Origin of the sequence: Limnohabitans sp. WS1 (assembly GCF_003063265.1) — a bacterium.
Taxonomy (GTDB): Bacteria; Pseudomonadota; Gammaproteobacteria; order Burkholderiales; family Burkholderiaceae_C; genus Limnohabitans_A.
Genome location: NZ_NERU01000020.1, coordinates 48,797 through 64,009, shown reverse-complemented (window position 1 = coordinate 64,009; position 15,213 = coordinate 48,797). Strand labels below are relative to the sequence as shown.

Here is a 15,213-nt window from a genome sequence, read left to right as displayed (position 1 = left end):
AATCGACCAGGAGATCATTTGTTTTGCGCAGTGTGCAAGATCGTCAGAACTTGCACTTGATCCGCTTTGATCCGGTAGACCGCCAAATAGTTGGGGTGAAGAACCAGTTCTTTGGTCCCGAATACACGACCTGCTCGGCCCAAACTTTGGGTTTTCAACACTTCCAGCTTGTTGCGCAGTTCAACGACAAAAGTCTGTGCACGAAGCGGGTTGTCTCTTGCAATGAAATCGGCAATATCGTCGAGCCGTTTCAAAGCGCGGTTCGTCCAAATCAGATCACGCACCGTATTTGGCCATCACGGTTTGGACTTGCTCTCGTGAGGCGAAATCTCCGCTGTCGGCTTCTGAAATCGCCGCTTCGATGTCTGTGATTTGCCAGCTTTGCTCGTTGAGGTAACTGGTCAAGGCCTCCAAAGTGACAAAACTTTTCGTGCGAGATGTGGCCTTCGCCAAGTCCTCGAGTTGCTCATACACGCTGGCTGGCAACCGGACATTGATGGTTCGGGTCGTGGCTTCTTTGGCGGAGGGTGAAGTCATGGCGTGGGTGTGTTGCATGTAATACGCTGTATTGTATGAATGACGTTGCGATGGTCAAGTTTTGGTCGACTTGTTTCACTTTGGCAGGAGGACCGCTCAGAACTGTTCGGCCAGCCTCAAATCAGGGTTTCCCCCGTTAAAATACCGCCTTTGCCGGACAGCCCCAGTCAGCGGCCCCGGAACAACGGTTTTCCGTCTCTTTACAAGGCCACCCCGTGTCCCTGCACATCACGACTTTTGAAGGCGCCAGCGCCCTCAGCGACTTTCGCATTGCCCAGCTTTTGCCACGATTGGCAACCATTTCGCCGCAAATTCAGGGCATTTCAGCCAGATTTGTCCACTTGGTCGCCACAATCGCGCCTTTGGCCGAGGCCCAAAAGAAGACTCTTGCTGCATTGTTGACTTACGGCGAACCCTATGCCGGACCGGTTGACGGCCCCGTGATCGTGGTCAGCCCCCGCTTGGGCACCGTGTCGCCTTGGGCCTCCAAGGCCACCGACATCGCCCACAACTGCGGTTTTGAGGTGCGCCGGGTCGAGCGCCTGACCGAATACCGTTTGACGCTCAAGTCGGGCTTGTTCAGCAGCGCTAAACTTTCCGCCGAACAACTGGGCCAAGTCGCGTCCGTTCTGCACGACCGCATGACCGAGTCGGCCATGCCCAGCCGCGATGAGGCTGCGGCCTTGTTCACGGCACTTGACCCTGCACCGATGGACCATGTGGACGTGCTGGGCGGTGGCCGCGCTGCACTTGAAACAGCCAACAAGACCTGGGGCCTGGCCCTGGCCGAAGACGAAATCGATTATTTGGTCGCGGCGTTCACGAACCTCAAGCGCAACCCCACCGATGTGGAATTGATGATGTTTGCGCAGGCCAACAGCGAGCACTGCCGCCACAAGATTTTCAACGCCGAGTTCACCATCGACGGCGTGGCCCAGCCCAAGAGCCTGTTCGGCATGATCCGCAACACGCACCAGCTGAGCCCCCAGCACACGGTGGTGGCCTATTCGGACAACGCCTCGGTCATGGAAGGCCACACGGTGGAGCGTTTTGTCGCCAGAACTTCGGGGCAGGGCGCGGCTTACCAAGCCGAACAAGCTTTGCACCATGTGCTGATGAAGGTCGAAACCCACAACCACCCGACCGCGATTTCGCCATTCCCCGGCGCATCCACAGGCGCGGGTGGCGAGATCCGCGACGAAGGTGCAACCGGTCGCGGCTCCAAGCCCAAGGCGGGTTTGTCGGGCTTCACCGTGTCCAAACTCTGGGGCGGCATGTCGGATCAAGCGGGCGGCAAGCCCGAGCACATCGCCAGCCCCTTGCAAATCATGACCGAAGGCCCCTTGGGTGGCGCGGCGTTCAACAACGAGTTTGGCCGCCCCAACTTGCTGGGCTATTTCCGCGAATACGAACAAACCGTGGACGGCGTGGTGCGGGGTTACCACAAGCCCATCATGATCGCGGGCGGTTTGGGCCAGATCGACGCCGAGCAAACCCAAAAGATCGAATTCCCTGCCGGCAGCTTGCTCATTCAATTGGGCGGCCCTGGCATGCGCATCGGCATGGGCGGCAGCGCGGCCAGTTCCATGGCCACCGGCACCAACGCCGCCAACCTCGACTTTGACTCGGTGCAGCGCGGCAACCCCGAGATCGAGCGACGAGCGCAAGAGGTCATCAACCACTGCTGGGCGCAGGGTGCCCACAACCCGATTCTGGCCATCCACGACGTCGGCGCGGGTGGTTTGTCCAACGCCTTCCCCGAGCTGACCAACGACGCTGGTCGTGGCGCACGTTTTGATTTGCGCGCTGTGAAGCTGGAAGAGTCGGGCTTGTCGCCCAAAGAAATCTGGTCCAACGAGAGTCAAGAACGCTATGTCATGGCGATTGCGCCCGAGTCTTTGGCGCAGTTCACCGCCTTTTGCGAACGCGAGCGCTGCCCGTTTGCGGTGATCGGTGTGGCGACTGAAGAGCGCCAGTTGGTGCTGGAAGACCAAGGCAGCGAATCTCCGGTGGATATGCCCATGGACGTGCTGCTGGGCAAGCCGCCCAAAATGCACCGCGATGTGAAGACCGTGGTGCGCCAGTCGCCCGTGATGGACCTCACAGGTGTGTCGCTGCAAAAAGCCGTGATCGACGTGCTGAGCCACCCCACGGTGGCGTCCAAGCGTTTCCTCATCACCATTGGCGACCGCGCCGTGGGCGGCTTGACGCACCGCGACCAGATGGTCGGCCCTTGGCAAGTGCCCGTGGCCGATGTGGCTGTGACCCTGGCCGATTACCAAGGCTTTGCCGGTGAAGCCATGAGCATGGGCGAGCGCACGCCGCTGGCTTCGCTCAACGCCGCCGCCTCAGGCCGCATGGCTGTGGCCGAGGCCATCACCAATTTGTTGGCCGCGCCTATCGAGTTGCCCCGCGTCAAGATGTCCGCCAACTGGATGGCCGCTTGCGGCGAACCGGGCGAAGACGCCGCGCTGTACGAAACCGTCAAGGCCGTGGGCATGGAACTGTGCCCGGCGCTCGACATCTCGATCCCTGTGGGCAAAGACAGTTTGTCGATGCGCACACAGTGGACCGAAAAGGGTGAAACCCACAAAGTCACTTCGCCTGTCAGCCTGATCATCACCGCCTTCGCCAGCTTGCCCGATGTGCGCGGCACGTTCACGCCGCAACTGGACGCAAAAACCGATGACACCAGCCTGCTCTTGATCGACTTGGGCCAAGGCCAAAACCGCATGGGCGGCAGCGTGCTGGGCCAAGTGCTGGGTCAATTTGGCGACAGCGTGCCCGATCTCGAAGACCCGCAAGCGCTGGTCAATCTGGTCAAGGCCATCAACACCTTGCGTGCGCAAGGCCAGATCCTGGCCTACCACGACCGCAGCGACGGTGGCTTGCTGGCGGCAGTGGCCGAAATGGCTTTTGCAGGCCATGTGGGCGTGGCCCTCAATGTGGACATGCTGGTGACCGAAGGCGATGGCATCACCGACAGCCGCGCCGACCACGGCGACGCCAAGAACTGGGCGGGCCAAGTCAGTGCCCGCCGCGACGAACTCACGCTCAAAGCGCTGTTCAACGAAGAGTTGGGTGTGGTGCTGCAGGTGCGCACCGCAGACCGCAACGCGGTGCTGCAAACCCTGCGCGAACACGGCCTGTCCAAACACACGCATGTCATTGGCAAAACCCGTCCCGTGCAATCGACCATCCAAAAAGGCGTGGGCGAGCTGAGCATCTGGCGCGACACCAAAGAGGTGTTTGCCGCCAAGCTCGAAGACCTGCACCAGGTCTGGGACAGCGTGAGCTGGAAGATTTGCCAGCAGCGCGACAACCCCGCCTGCGCCGATGCCGAACACGCTGCCGCTGGCCGTGCTGATGACCCCGGCATGCATGTATCCCTGAGCTTTGACCCGGCAGACAACGTGGCCGCGCCATTCCTGAATTTGTCGAGCCCCAAGGTGGCTATCCTGCGCGAGCAGGGCGTCAACTCGCATGTGGAAATGGCCTACGCCTTCCACAAAGCCGGTTTTGAGTCGCACGACGTGCACATGACCGATTTGCAATCGGGCCGCGCCAACTTGGCCGACTTCCAGGGCTTGGTGGCTTGTGGCGGTTTCAGCTACGGCGACACGCTGGGCGCAGGCATCGGCTGGGCGCGCTCCATCACTTTCAACCCGGCTTTGGCCGAGCAGTTCAAGGGCTTTTTTGGCCGCACCGACACCTTTGGTCTGGGGGTGTGCAACGGCTGCCAGATGTTTGCCGAACTGGCCGACATCATTCCGGGTGCGCAAGATTGGCCACGTTTCACCACCAACCAGAGCGAGCGCTTTGAAGCCCGCCTGTCCATGGTCGAGGTGCTGGAATCGCCCAGCTTGTTCTTGCAAGGCATGGCGGGCAGCCGCTTGCCGATTGCGGTGGCGCACGGCGAAGGTTTTGCCAACTTCAAGCACAGGGGCAACCCAACCCAAGCCATTGGCGCGATGCGCTTTGTGGACAACCACGGCGAAGCCACCGAGCAGTACCCCTTCAACCCCAACGGCAGCGCGGGTGGCCTCACGGCCGTGACCACGGCTGATGGGCGCTTCACGGCCATGATGCCGCACCCCGAACGCGTGTTCCGCAATGTTCAGATGAGCTGGACCAGCGGCAATGTGGCCGACACCAGCCCCTGGCTGCGCGTGTGGCAAAACGCCCGCAAGTGGGTCGCTTAAGCGTCTGAATGCATGAAATCCGTGGTTTCTGAAAAGTGGTTTCCGCCCTCGCAGCTGGCGTTTTACTTTGACTCCAACTCTTGGGCCAAAGGCACGTCGCTGTACCTGCAAAACGAGGTGGTCTCGGCCAAAATGACGAGTGAAGCCGAGGGCTGGTCGCTGCAAGCCCAGGTTCAAGAAGGTCGCGAGCCGACCCCTTTTCAGGTCAAAGCCCATGTGCGGGTGTCCGATGGCGGCAATTTGCAGGCCTGGCGCTCGACCTGCACCTGCGCGGTGGGCCGCATGTGCCGACACGGCGCGGCTTTGGGCATTCACGCGGCGATGCAGGGCTTTCACATGCTGGAACAGCCCTCCGATGAGGCCCTGTCTGACGAAAACGCCGAGTTTCAACACCAGCAGCGCCTGGAAAACGCCTTGCAGCAGTCTGAGCAGCAAGTGCAGGAATGGCTGGACCGGCTTGAAACGGCCAACATGTCGCACGGCTTCAGTTTGCCCTCTGGCACGGCAGAGCACTTTTTGTACATCTTGTCTGCGGCCACACTGGGGCACAGACCGGTCTTTCACTTGACCATCAACCGGGCCAGCCTCAAACGCGATGGCTTGTGGAGCAAGCCCAAAAAAGTCAGCAGCGAACCCTTGCCGCATGACCCCGTTTGGCGCACCTCTGCCCCGATGGAGCGGGGCATTTTTGACTTGTTCAAAGCCTGCCCGGCCACCAACAGTTTCAGCTCGTATGGCTTTCACAGCGCCGTCAAGTTGCAGGGACTGGCCGCTCAATTGCTGCTCAAAATGTGCAGCCAAACCGGACGGTTGATGTGGGATGGTGAGCGGCATTTGCAGGTCTTGCACTGGACCGATGTGAGCTTGCCTGTGGTGGGCCAGTGGCAAGCTACGGCGGCGCAAGACCCCCAACCTTCGGGTTGGCAGTTGCAATTGCGTGCCGAAAAAGACGGTGTGGTGCATGCTTTTAATGAGCCGCCCATGTATGTGGACCCCGAACTGGGGGTGTGTGGTTTGTTGGACACCCAGGGCATGAGCGCGGACCAACTGGTCTTGTTGAGTCAGTCTCCCGTGGTGCCCGAGCGCGTGGCAGTCAAGTTGCAGCAACAGTTGATCACCCGTTTGGGCTCTTTGCCCTTGCCCCCCGTGATCGAGCAAATGCCTGAAATTCGGGGTGTGCTGCCTCAAGGCGTGCTCACCTTGACGGCCTTGCCCGCTGCACGGCGCTCAGAAAAAGGCTTGTTTGAGGCGCAACTGGCCTTCAATTACGACGGCGTTGAGGGCCGCTGGCCAACTCAACCCACACGCGTGGTGGTGCGGGTGGCTGGGCAGTCGCAGATTTTGGTGCGTCACTTGGCGGCCGAACAAGCCATTTGGGACCAGCTGAATGCTCTGGGCCTTGAGCGCCAACAAGACGACGTGTTGACCATGAGTGGCCCGCAAGCTGAGGATCTTTGGCTGCAATGGCTGGAGTCTGATTTTGCCGTTTTGCGCCAAGCGGGCCTGCAGGTGCACCAGCGCGATGGCATGAGTCATTGGCTGCGCCAAGCCCAAGACGTGAAGGTCAGTTTGACCGACCCGAATGAGCTGGACGACACATCGCCCTGGTTTGACTTGTCTTTGGGCATGGATTTGGACGGGAAAAGGGTGAACATCTTGCCTTGGGTGCCGGCCATTGTGGCGGCACTGGCCCGCACGGCGGCGGTGGCAGCAGAGGCCTCTGATGGGGCCGATGCCCCTGAGTTGGCCCCCTACCTTTACTTGCCCGATTTGCAGGGACCGGGCTATGTGAAGCTGCCCACCGCCAAAATCCGACCTTGGCTGGCCACCTTGATGGAGCTGCATGGCGAGCGCGGTCGGGATTGGGACGGTGATGTGCTGCGTTTGTCGCGCATGGATGCTTTGCGCTGCGCCGCCTCTTTGGGGGAGGGGGCCGTTTGGCAGGGCGCTCAACGCTTGCAGCACATGATGCTGCAAATGCGCGGCCAAAACACGCTGCCCGATGTGCCTTGCCCAGAAGGCTTGCAGGCCACGCTTCGGCCTTACCAACAGCAAGGCCTCAATTGGCTGCAGTTTTTGCGCGAACACCGTTTGGCCGGCATTTTGGCGGACGACATGGGCTTGGGCAAAACCTTGCAAACGCTGGCCCACATCCTGACGGAAAAGCAGGCGGGTCGATTGACCGAGCCGGCCTTGATCGTGGCACCGGTGAGTTTGTTGGGCAATTGGCAGCGCGAGGCCGCACGCTTTTGCCCCAGCTTGACCACCCATGTGCACCACGGTTTGACACGGCACGGCGAAGTGGCCGACCTCCGGGCTTACGACGTGGTGATCACGGCCTATTCCTTGCTCTCGCGTGACCGTGAGTTGTGGGTGTCCATGGCCTGGCATGTTTTGGTGCTGGATGAAGCGCAAAACATCAAAAACGCCAACAGTTATGCTGCCCAGACTGTCTCCGAAATTCCAGCCCAACACCGCTTGTGCCTGTCGGGCACGCCCATTGAAAACCATTTGGGTGAGTTGTGGAGTCAGTTTCACTTTTTGATGCCGGGTTTTTTGGGCAGCCAAAAACGTTTCACTGAACTGTTTCGCAACCCGATTGAGCGCCACGGCGACGCCGGGCGAATGACCCAGCTGCGTGACCGCATCACGCCCTTCATGCTTCGGCGCACCAAAGACCTGGTGGCCAGCGAACTGCCACCCAAGATCGAGACCTTGATGCCGGTCTTGTTGTCTGGGCCACAAGCGGACCTGTATGAAACCATTCGCCTGGGCATGGAAAAAACCGTGCGCGAGGCCTTGAGCACACAAGGTTTGGGCAAATCGCAAATCACCATCCTCGATGCGCTGCTCAAATTGCGTCAGGTCTGTTGTGACCCACGGCTGCTCAAAATGAACACCGGTCTGCAGGTCAAGACCTCGGCCAAGTTGGCGCAATTGCTGGACATGTTGCCGGAAATGGTGGCCGAAGGACGCAAGATTTTGTTGTTTTCGCAGTTCACCGAAATGCTGGCTTTGATTGAAGAAGCCTTGCCGGCTTTGAACATTCCATGGGTCAAACTGACCGGGCAAAGCAAAAACCGCGATGCCATCATTGACCAGTTCACCACTGGCCAGGTGCCCTTGTTTTTGATCAGCCTGAAGGCAGGCGGCGTGGGCTTGAACCTGCCGCAGGCCGACACGGTGATCCATTACGACCCTTGGTGGAATCCGGCTGTCGAAAATCAAGCCACTGACCGGGCGCACCGTCTGGGGCAAACCCAAAGTGTGTGGGTGGTCAAACTGGTGGCTCAGGGCACCATTGAAGAGCGCATGCTGGCCTTGCAGGAGCGCAAAGCCCAATTGGCCAAAGACATGTACGAGGGGGCTGTTCAGCGCAAAGAACCCCTTTTTGGCGAAGCCGATTTGAACGAGTTGTTCAAGCCTCTCGGGGATTGATGGGGGCACTGACGTCGGCAGATGCGCCGTGCCATGGCATGGCCATCGATTGACATGGCCCAGTGATGTTTGATGAGCACAGCGATTCTTGTGTGAGCCCCGCCCTCGGGGCGATGTGGGGGTCTGCGAGGCTCAATCGCGGCGAGGGCGCCGCTCCTACAAAATGGTCACAGCGATTCTTGTGTGAGCCCCGCCCTCGGGGCGATGGGGGGTGGTCTGCGAGGCTCAATCGCGGCGAGGGCGCCGCTCCTACAAAAGGGGGGACGGCGATTCTTGTGTGAGCCCCGCCCTCGGGGCGATGTGGGGGTCTGCGAGGCTCAATCGCGGCGAGGGCGCCGCTCCTACAAAAGGGGGACGGCGATTCTTGTGGGAGCCCCGCCCTCGGGGCGATGGAGGGGGCTGCGAGGCTCAATCGCGGCGAGGGTGCCGGGCCTACAAAAGGGGGGACGGCGATTCTTGTGGGAGCCCCGCCCTCGGGGCGATGTGGGGGTCTGCGAGGCTCAATCGCGGCGAGGGCGCAGCTCCTAAAAGGGGGGGCGGCGATTCTTGTGGGAGCCCCGCCCTCGGGGCGATGAGGGGGGCTGCGAGGCTGTATCGCGGCGAGGGTGCCGGGCCTACAAAAGGGGGCTTCGGCCAGGATGCTGGCTCATTGCCAACCAATGACTTCCAGACCTCGCTCTGAGGCGCAGCGCTGCACGAACTGGCGAAACACGGGGTTGGCTTGTTGTGGGCTCATGGCACCGCGGGTTGCGCCTGCTGCGGCCCCAATGACAGCGCTTTGTGCGCCGTATTTCAAGGCATCGTTCACATGACCGCGCCCCAAAACCAGGCCCGTGACCGCGCCCGTGACACCGGCCACAGCGGCGCCCATCTTGGCGCCTGCAGCCACGCCATGGCGCTCGTCACCAGGGCTCAGCCCGCTGGCTTGGGCTTGGGCCACGCACTGGCTCAGGTGTTGTTTGGCGGCCAGCTCGCCCATGCTCTTGTAAGCGGCATTGGGGTAAAGCACCGGGGCGCTGGGACTGGCGTTGTCGGTGCTGGCACAGCCCACCAGCAACCCGCTGATGAAAAGGCTGGCTGCGGCGATGCGGCTGCTGGGGTGGGGGCAGGGTCTTGGGGTGTTCACAATCGTCTCAACGGGTTGTTCAGCGTCGATCCTAGCAGTCTTGTGAGGTCTGTTGCGCCAGCCACTGGTGCAGCGCACGTTCTGCACTGTGTGTGGTCGTGGGGCGCAGGCCCAGCGCCTGCGCCGCTGTGTTGAGCGCTTTCAGCACAGCTGGCGGGTTGTGCAGCTCAAGCGCCAGGGCTCCGTTTTGTTTGCTGAGCTTTTCGCCATGGCTGCCCAGCACCAAGGGGGTGTGCAGGTATTGGGGTGACGGCAAACCCAAGGCGTGCTGCAGCACGATTTGCCGAGCCGTGTTGTCGGCCAAGTCTTGGCCGCGCACCACATGGGTGATGCCTTGGGCGGCGTCGTCCACCACCACGGCCAACTGATAGGCCCAAAGGCCGTCGGCGCGGCGCAGCACAAAGTCGCCTACGTCTTCGTTCACGTTTTGTTGTTGCGGCCCCAGGCGACGGTCGGTCCAGTGGGTGAGGGCGGACAAGCCCAAGGCATTTTGTACGGCCCGCACATTCAGTCGCCAGGCGCGTGCGGGTTTGCCACCCAGGCCTTCGCGGCAAGTTCCGGGGTACACCGCAGCGCTGTGCCGGGCCACGGTTTGGGCCGATTCAATGTCTTTGCGTGAGCAGCCACACGGATAGGCCCAGCCTTTATTCACCAGGGTTTGCAAGGCGTCGGCATAAACGTCGCCGCGCTGGCTTTGCCACACAACGGGGCCATCGGGCACCAAACCGCAGGCCGCCAACTGTTGCAAGATGGCCTGGTCAGCCCCCGGCACACAGCGTGGTGTGTCCACGTCTTCGATGCGCACGAGCCACCGGCCGCCACGGCTGCGTGCGTCCAGCCAACTGGCCAGTGCCGCCACCAGTGAGCCCGCATGCAAAAGGCCGGTTGGCGAGGGTGCAAACCGGCCTGTGTAGTCCCCGGGCATGCAGGCTCAGCGTTTTTGGAGCACCGCCAAAGCCAACTCCAGGCCCGAGACAAAGGCGTCTTCGACCCGGTGGCCCAAACACCAGTCGCCACACAAGCCCACGCCTGTGTCTTTGGACCATAAAAAGCTTTGGCCCAAGGGTTGTGCCGTTTTGGCGTACAGCCAGCGGTGCACCTCGGCATGGGCCGGGGTGACACGGATGCCGGTGATTTCGGCAAAGGCCTTGATCAGCTTGCCTTTGACCCGCTCGGGGGTGTCGTTCACATGTTCGGCCGACCATGGGGCACTGGCCTGCACGGTCCAGCGTTCAATGCGTTCGCGCCCGGGTTTGGACGATTCACGCGCCATCCAGGCAATGCGGTGGTGCGTGCTGCGGGCGGCATTCCATTGGGGGCCAATGGTGATCAAGCCCGGTTGCACGGCCTGGGGGTAGGCCAACATCAGTGTCCAGCAAGGGTCCACCGTCACCGAGCTCAATGGCGCGGCCAAGTCGCTCAGACCCGAGGCGCTGAGCAACGCGGCGGCTTGGGCGGGTGGGATGGCCAAAATCACCTTGTCGAAACCGGCATACACCTGCTGCCCGCCGTCTTCACCTTCGGTGTGCAGTTGCCAGCCGTTTTTCTTCAGGGGGTCGGCCGACATGAGGGTGACCCGGGTTTGCAGCTGCACATTGCCGTCTTCCACCAAGGGCGTTGCCCAGGCCTTGACCAAAGCGTTCATGCCGGGTGCAGCCACCCAATGGCGCTCACCACCGGGCAGGCCCGCCTCGATCACGCGGCCATTGGGGTCCAGCACACGCACCGCGTTGGCGCTCCAGGGTTTGCACACGCCGGGGGCGGTGCCGATGGCCAGCTCAAAGCGCGGGTCGCGCACCGTGAAATACTGCGCTCCGTGGTCAAAGCTGCCAAAAGCGCTGGACCGGGTCGACATGCGCCCGCCTAAGCCCCGGCTTTTTTCAAACAAGGTGACGTTGTGTCCGGCCTGGCGCAAAGTGCGTGCGCAAGTCACGCCGGCCATGCCGACTCCAATGATGGCGATGTGTTGTGTGTTCATGTAATCACTTTAGCTGAGAAATGGGGCTTGAAACCACCCGGGTGGGTTATCCCCGATGCGGGTGTTGGTGGACGGCTTCACACACGCTGCGACGGCCGCAAAAGCGCCTGGCGTGTCGCCGGACTTTCCAGTTGAGTCAACCACCAGCGCAAAGCTTGTCCGGCCGGTGCTTGGGGCGTGTCGCGCCAGGCATGGTGGCAGGTGTTGGTGCGTGGGGTGTGGACGCTTTTGGGGACCAGCAGGCCCTTGTCGATGAAGGGCCTGGCCAAGGTCTCTGGCAAAAAACCACCGCCCAAACCGCGCAGCTGCGCCTCCAGTTTGCTGGTCATGTCGGGCACGGTGAACACGTCTTGCCCGCCTTGCAAACCCATGGTCAGGCCCGTGCCCCGGCTGACCGAGTCGGCCACCGCCACGGCGCGGTGCTGCTGCAAACTGAGGTCACTCAGCGGCTCGGGGGCTTGGGCCAGTGGATGGTGAGGGGCCACGGCATACACAAAAGCGATGTCGCCCAGCACCGCATGACGGATGTCGTTTTGCAAGCCCGGCTCCAGCACCACGCCCAAGGCCAAATCGGCCTGACCTGAGGTGAGGGCGGCCAGGGTGCCCGATAAGGTCTCGTAGCGCAGCCTCAGCCGGGTGGGCGCACCCAGCGCCAAAAAACGGGCGCACAGGTCCATGACCACACTGCGTGAGACGATGGTGTCGACGGCCACCGTGAACACCGCTTCCCAGCCCGTGGCCACACGGCGCACCCGGTTGGCCACGGCGTCCATGTCGTCGAGCAAGCGGCTGGCCTCGCGCAACAACTCGCGGCCTGCGGCGGTGGGCACGGCCTGGCGGGCACTGCGGTCAAACAGCAGCACGTCCAGCGCATCTTCGATTTGGCGCACCCGGTAGGTCAGGGCGCTGGGCACCAGGTTCAGCGTGCGGGCGGCGGCGGCAAAGCTGCCTTGTTGGCCAATGGTTTGCAGCATCAAGAGGGCCTCGGGTGTGAGCCAGTCGCGTGGCGTTTGCATGGTGGTGGTCTGACTATTGAAATATTTTGAATGATGCCAGCAAATGCGGGCCACCCTGCGGGGACTGTCCTTCGTTAAAGTTCAGGCTTGTTTGTGCGGCCCTTGCCGCACACCGCTGACCAGGAGAATCCCATGCTCACCTTGCGCAAATCCACCGAACGCGGCTACGCCGACCACGGCTGGCTCAAGTCCTTTCACAGCTTTTCTTTTGCCAATTACTTTGACCCGGCCCACATGGGTTTTGGCAACCTGCGCGTCATCAACGAAGACCGCATCGCGCCCGGCACCGGCTTTGGCACCCACGGCCACCGCGACATGGAAATCATCAGCTATGTGCTTTCGGGCAATTTGGCCCACCAAGACAGCATGGGCAATGTGAAGGGTATTCCGCCGGGCGACGTGCAGCGCATGAGCGCGGGCAGCGGTGTGCGACACAGCGAGTTCAACCATGCCCAAGGTGAGCAGACGCACTTTTTGCAAATCTGGATCGAGCCCAACGTGACGGGCATTGACCCCGGCTACGAGCAAAAAACCGTGCCCGAGAGTGTCAAGCGCGGGCAACTGGCCTTGGTGGCCGCTCCCCCCGCCGACCCGCAAGCGACCGATCACACGGTGCAGATCCACGCCGATGCCCGCATGTACGCGGGTTTGTTGGAAGGCGCAGAAACGGCCCATTTGAGTTTGGACCCGGCCCGCAAGGCCTATGTGTTTTTGGTGCGTGGCCGCTTGCAGGCCAATGGCCAGTCGCTCGAGGCCGGTGACGCGGCCCTGCTGCAAGGCGAGTCGGCTTTGAGTTTGAGCCAGGGTGAGGATGCCGAAGTGCTGGTGTTCGATCTGGCCCCCTGATTTTTTTCAGTCTTTTTTTCATCGTTTCAAGGAGTTTTTCATGACCCAAACCGTTGTTGTTTTCCATTCCGGCTACGGCCACACCCAGCGTGTGGCCCAGTTTGTGGCCCAAGGTGCCAACGCCCAAAGCATCGCCATCGACGCCGACGGCAACATCACCGAGGCCGACTGGGCGGCCCTGGACGCGGCCGACGCCATCATTTTTGGCTCGCCCACCTACATGGGCATGGCCTCGTGGCAGTTCAAGAAGTTTGCCGACGCCACGTCTAAACGCTGGTTCAGCAGCGCCTGGAAAGACAAGGTGGCGGGCGGTTTCACCATCTCGGCCAGCCCCAGTGGTGACAAGCTGTCCACCATCCAGTACTTCATCACCCTGGCCATGCAGCAAGGCATGGTCTGGGTGGGCCAGCCGGCCATGAACGACGGCACCATCAACCGCATCGGCTCCAATTCCGGTGTGATGGCGCAAGTGGGCCCCACCAGCCCGGCCGAAGACATTCCCCAAGGCGATCTGGACACCGCCAAAGCCTACGGTGAGCGCGTGGCCGCCGTGGCCGCCAAATTGCGCGGCTGATCGATCAGGGGCTTGTCATGCCCTTGAGCCCCTCACCTGGGTGAGGGGCTTTTTTTTGAGTTGATCAGTTCAAGGCGTGTGCCCAAACCCGACTTTCATTGCCAGCCCGGTCAAAGGTTTTGGTGCACAACACCACGGGCCTGGGGCCCAGATCCACCGGCACGTTCCAGTAAGCCTGAAAACCACGGGCCGTCTGGCAGGCCAAAGTGCTGCGTGCCGTGGTGTATTCAAAACGGGTGATTTCGGGCACGGCATAGAGCAGCTCTATATAAGTGCTGCGCTCGTTGGCCTCCAAGACTTTGAAACGGGGTTCGAGCGTTGACGCGGTGTTGTCCACCTGCAAGGGCCAGGTGGTCAGCCCGGTCTCGTTTTGCAAGCAGGCCAGGTAAACGCCTTCTTCCGTGGCGATCAAGGGATGGGGGTCATCTTTGTAGTTTTGATAGCCATTGGGGTTTTGGCAGCTGTCGGACCCGGCTTTGACGATTTTGATGCGCGTGTTGGCATCGGCCGTTCCCCCAAACTGCCAGCGACGCCCCGGCAAGGTGTTTTGCAGGGGGCTGTACAGGCCGTCCAAGGTCAGGGCAGGGCCGGACCGGGGCAAAGTGCAGCGCGGCTGCGACACATCCCAAAGCCCATTGTCAAAACAGCCTGACAGCGTGTCGGTTGGCACGCTGTAGGCACGTTGGCGCTGAGGTGCTGTGCCCCAGGGGGTGATTTCACAAGGTGAGCCCAAATAGCAGGTCACCGTGTCCACCATGTCCTGTGTGGTGGTGTTGATGACACCCACGACCTCTTGATTCAGTCGGTTGATCACGGGTGAGCCCGACATGCCCGGTTCTACGCCTTGGCAATCGTTGGCTTGCAAGGCTTGCCAGACCCAAGTGAATTCGGTCACGTCGGTGCGCTGGCCCAAAGCGCACTGTATTTTTTTCAAAAATTGACCCATGGGGGCACCCACCACCGTCACGCTGCTGAGGGCGGGGGCCGGGGTGTTTTGCAGTTTCAAGGGCGCAATGCCTTGGGCCCGCAGCTGGGCCACAGTGCCTTCGAGTCGCAGCACCGCCAGATCGGTTTGGTTCAGGGTGCTGTAGACGACTTCACGCACGGGCACCGTGATTTGTTGGCTGGCTGTGCTGTTGTCGTATTTAAAAACCAGCTGTCCTTGGCCAGGCTGGTTCTGCACCACTTGGTAAACCGACTCGGGGTCTGAATAGTTTTGCACGCAATGCCCGCTGGTCAGGGCGTAGGCCGGTGCCTGATCCTGACCCCAGTCCAGCGCAAAAGCTGTGCAGTGCTGAGGTCCCTCAAAACGTGCAATGCCTGAGATGTTCATCGTTTCCCCACCGGTCTCAACGCCAGGCTTGGCCGTTGAGCCGCCACAAGCCATCAGGCCCATGACCCCCGCTGTGATGAAGCTCCAGCACAAAAGACTAGTTTTGAGTGCTTTTTTTGTATTCATGATTTAACAGTTTTTCTTGTAAGTATTGTGTTAATTG

11 protein-coding genes are annotated in these 15,213 nt (G+C 61.2%); 4 read left to right on the top strand and 7 right to left on the bottom strand.

What is annotated here, in order from left to right; genetic code table 11:
• Positions 1 to 14 precede the first annotated feature (14 nt).
• Together B9Z48_RS18660 and B9Z48_RS18655 are read right to left on the bottom strand one after the other, a co-directional pair.
• Positions 15 to 284, bottom strand: a complete 270-nt coding sequence (locus B9Z48_RS18660) for a type II toxin-antitoxin system RelE/ParE family toxin (RefSeq protein WP_089963712.1) — start codon at positions 282 to 284, stop codon at positions 15 to 17.
• Entirely contained in the window at positions 277 to 537 is a 261-nt protein-coding gene (locus tag B9Z48_RS18655; protein ID WP_089963719.1) for a CopG family ribbon-helix-helix protein, read from the bottom strand. Before B9Z48_RS18655 ends, B9Z48_RS18660 begins: the two co-directional genes overlap by 8 nt.
• Before the next feature lie 215 nt (positions 538 to 752).
• Here B9Z48_RS18655 and purL point away from each other — a divergent pair, with 215 nt between their 5' ends.
• Together purL and B9Z48_RS18645 are read left to right on the top strand one after the other, a co-directional pair.
• Positions 753 to 4,739 carry a phosphoribosylformylglycinamidine synthase gene (purL, locus tag B9Z48_RS18650; RefSeq protein ID WP_108380261.1) on the top strand — a complete coding sequence of 1,329 codons (3,987 nt, stop codon included), beginning with the start codon at positions 753 to 755 and terminating at the stop codon, positions 4,737 to 4,739.
• A gap of 12 nt (positions 4,740 to 4,751) precedes the next feature.
• Positions 4,752 to 8,177, top strand: a complete 3,426-nt coding sequence (locus B9Z48_RS18645) for a DEAD/DEAH box helicase (RefSeq protein ID WP_108380260.1) — start codon at positions 4,752 to 4,754, stop codon at positions 8,175 to 8,177.
• A 646-nt stretch (positions 8,178 to 8,823) separates the two neighbouring features.
• Here the strand turns inward: B9Z48_RS18645 and B9Z48_RS18640 are convergent.
• From B9Z48_RS18640 to B9Z48_RS18625, 4 genes are all read right to left on the bottom strand, one after another.
• Positions 8,824 to 9,303: a glycine zipper family protein gene (locus tag B9Z48_RS18640; protein ID WP_146186329.1), complete on the bottom strand. Its 480-nt coding sequence runs from the start codon at positions 9,301 to 9,303 to the stop codon at positions 8,824 to 8,826.
• A 31-nt stretch (positions 9,304 to 9,334) separates the two neighbouring features.
• Positions 9,335 to 10,228, bottom strand: coding sequence for a tRNA glutamyl-Q(34) synthetase GluQRS (gene gluQRS, locus B9Z48_RS18635; protein ID WP_108380259.1), 894 nt, complete (start codon positions 10,226 to 10,228; stop codon positions 9,335 to 9,337).
• Positions 10,229 to 10,234: 6 nt separating this feature from the next.
• On the bottom strand, positions 10,235 to 11,281 hold the full coding sequence (locus tag B9Z48_RS18630) for an NAD(P)/FAD-dependent oxidoreductase (RefSeq protein WP_089951674.1): 1,047 nt from the start codon (positions 11,279 to 11,281) through the stop codon (positions 10,235 to 10,237).
• A 77-nt stretch (positions 11,282 to 11,358) separates the two neighbouring features.
• Complete coding sequence (locus B9Z48_RS18625) at positions 11,359 to 12,297, bottom strand: LysR family transcriptional regulator (protein WP_108380258.1); 939 nt, start codon at positions 12,295 to 12,297, stop codon at positions 11,359 to 11,361.
• Positions 12,298 to 12,429: 132 nt separating this feature from the next.
• Between B9Z48_RS18625 and B9Z48_RS18620 the strand changes: the two genes are divergently transcribed.
• Positions 12,430 to 13,143 carry a pirin family protein gene (locus B9Z48_RS18620; protein WP_108380269.1) on the top strand — a complete coding sequence of 238 codons (714 nt, stop codon included), beginning with the start codon at positions 12,430 to 12,432 and terminating at the stop codon, positions 13,141 to 13,143.
• 40 nt (positions 13,144 to 13,183) lie between these two features.
• A complete protein-coding gene (locus B9Z48_RS18615) occupies positions 13,184 to 13,717 on the top strand; it encodes a flavodoxin family protein (RefSeq protein WP_108380268.1) in 534 nt (177 codons plus the stop codon).
• Between the two features lie 64 nt (positions 13,718 to 13,781).
• On the opposite strand, the gene B9Z48_RS18610 is transcribed toward B9Z48_RS18615, so the two are convergent.
• A complete protein-coding gene (locus tag B9Z48_RS18610; RefSeq protein WP_108380257.1) occupies positions 13,782 to 15,176 on the bottom strand; it encodes a serine protease in 1,395 nt (464 codons plus the stop codon).
• Between the last annotated feature and the right edge of the window lie 37 nt (positions 15,177 to 15,213).

Bases quoted from the DNA above. Each gene is read 5' to 3' on its own strand.
- B9Z48_RS18610 (WP_108380257.1), bottom strand. From the start codon at position 15,176: ATGAATACAAAAAAAGCACTCAAAACTAGTCTTTTGTGCTGGAGCTTC.
- B9Z48_RS18615 (WP_108380268.1), top strand. From the start codon at position 13,184: ATGACCCAAACCGTTGTTGTTTTCCATTCCGGCTACGGCCACACCCAG.
- B9Z48_RS18645 (WP_108380260.1), top strand. From the start codon at position 4,752: ATGAAATCCGTGGTTTCTGAAAAGTGGTTTCCGCCCTCGCAGCTGGCG.
- B9Z48_RS18655 (WP_089963719.1), bottom strand. From the start codon at position 537: ATGACTTCACCCTCCGCCAAAGAAGCCACGACCCGAACCATCAATGTC.
- B9Z48_RS18620 (WP_108380269.1), top strand. From the start codon at position 12,430: ATGCTCACCTTGCGCAAATCCACCGAACGCGGCTACGCCGACCACGGC.
- gluQRS (WP_108380259.1), bottom strand. From the start codon at position 10,228: ATGCCCGGGGACTACACAGGCCGGTTTGCACCCTCGCCAACCGGCCTT.
- B9Z48_RS18630 (WP_089951674.1), bottom strand. From the start codon at position 11,281: ATGAACACACAACACATCGCCATCATTGGAGTCGGCATGGCCGGCGTG.
- B9Z48_RS18625 (WP_108380258.1), bottom strand. From the start codon at position 12,297: ATGCAAACGCCACGCGACTGGCTCACACCCGAGGCCCTCTTGATGCTG.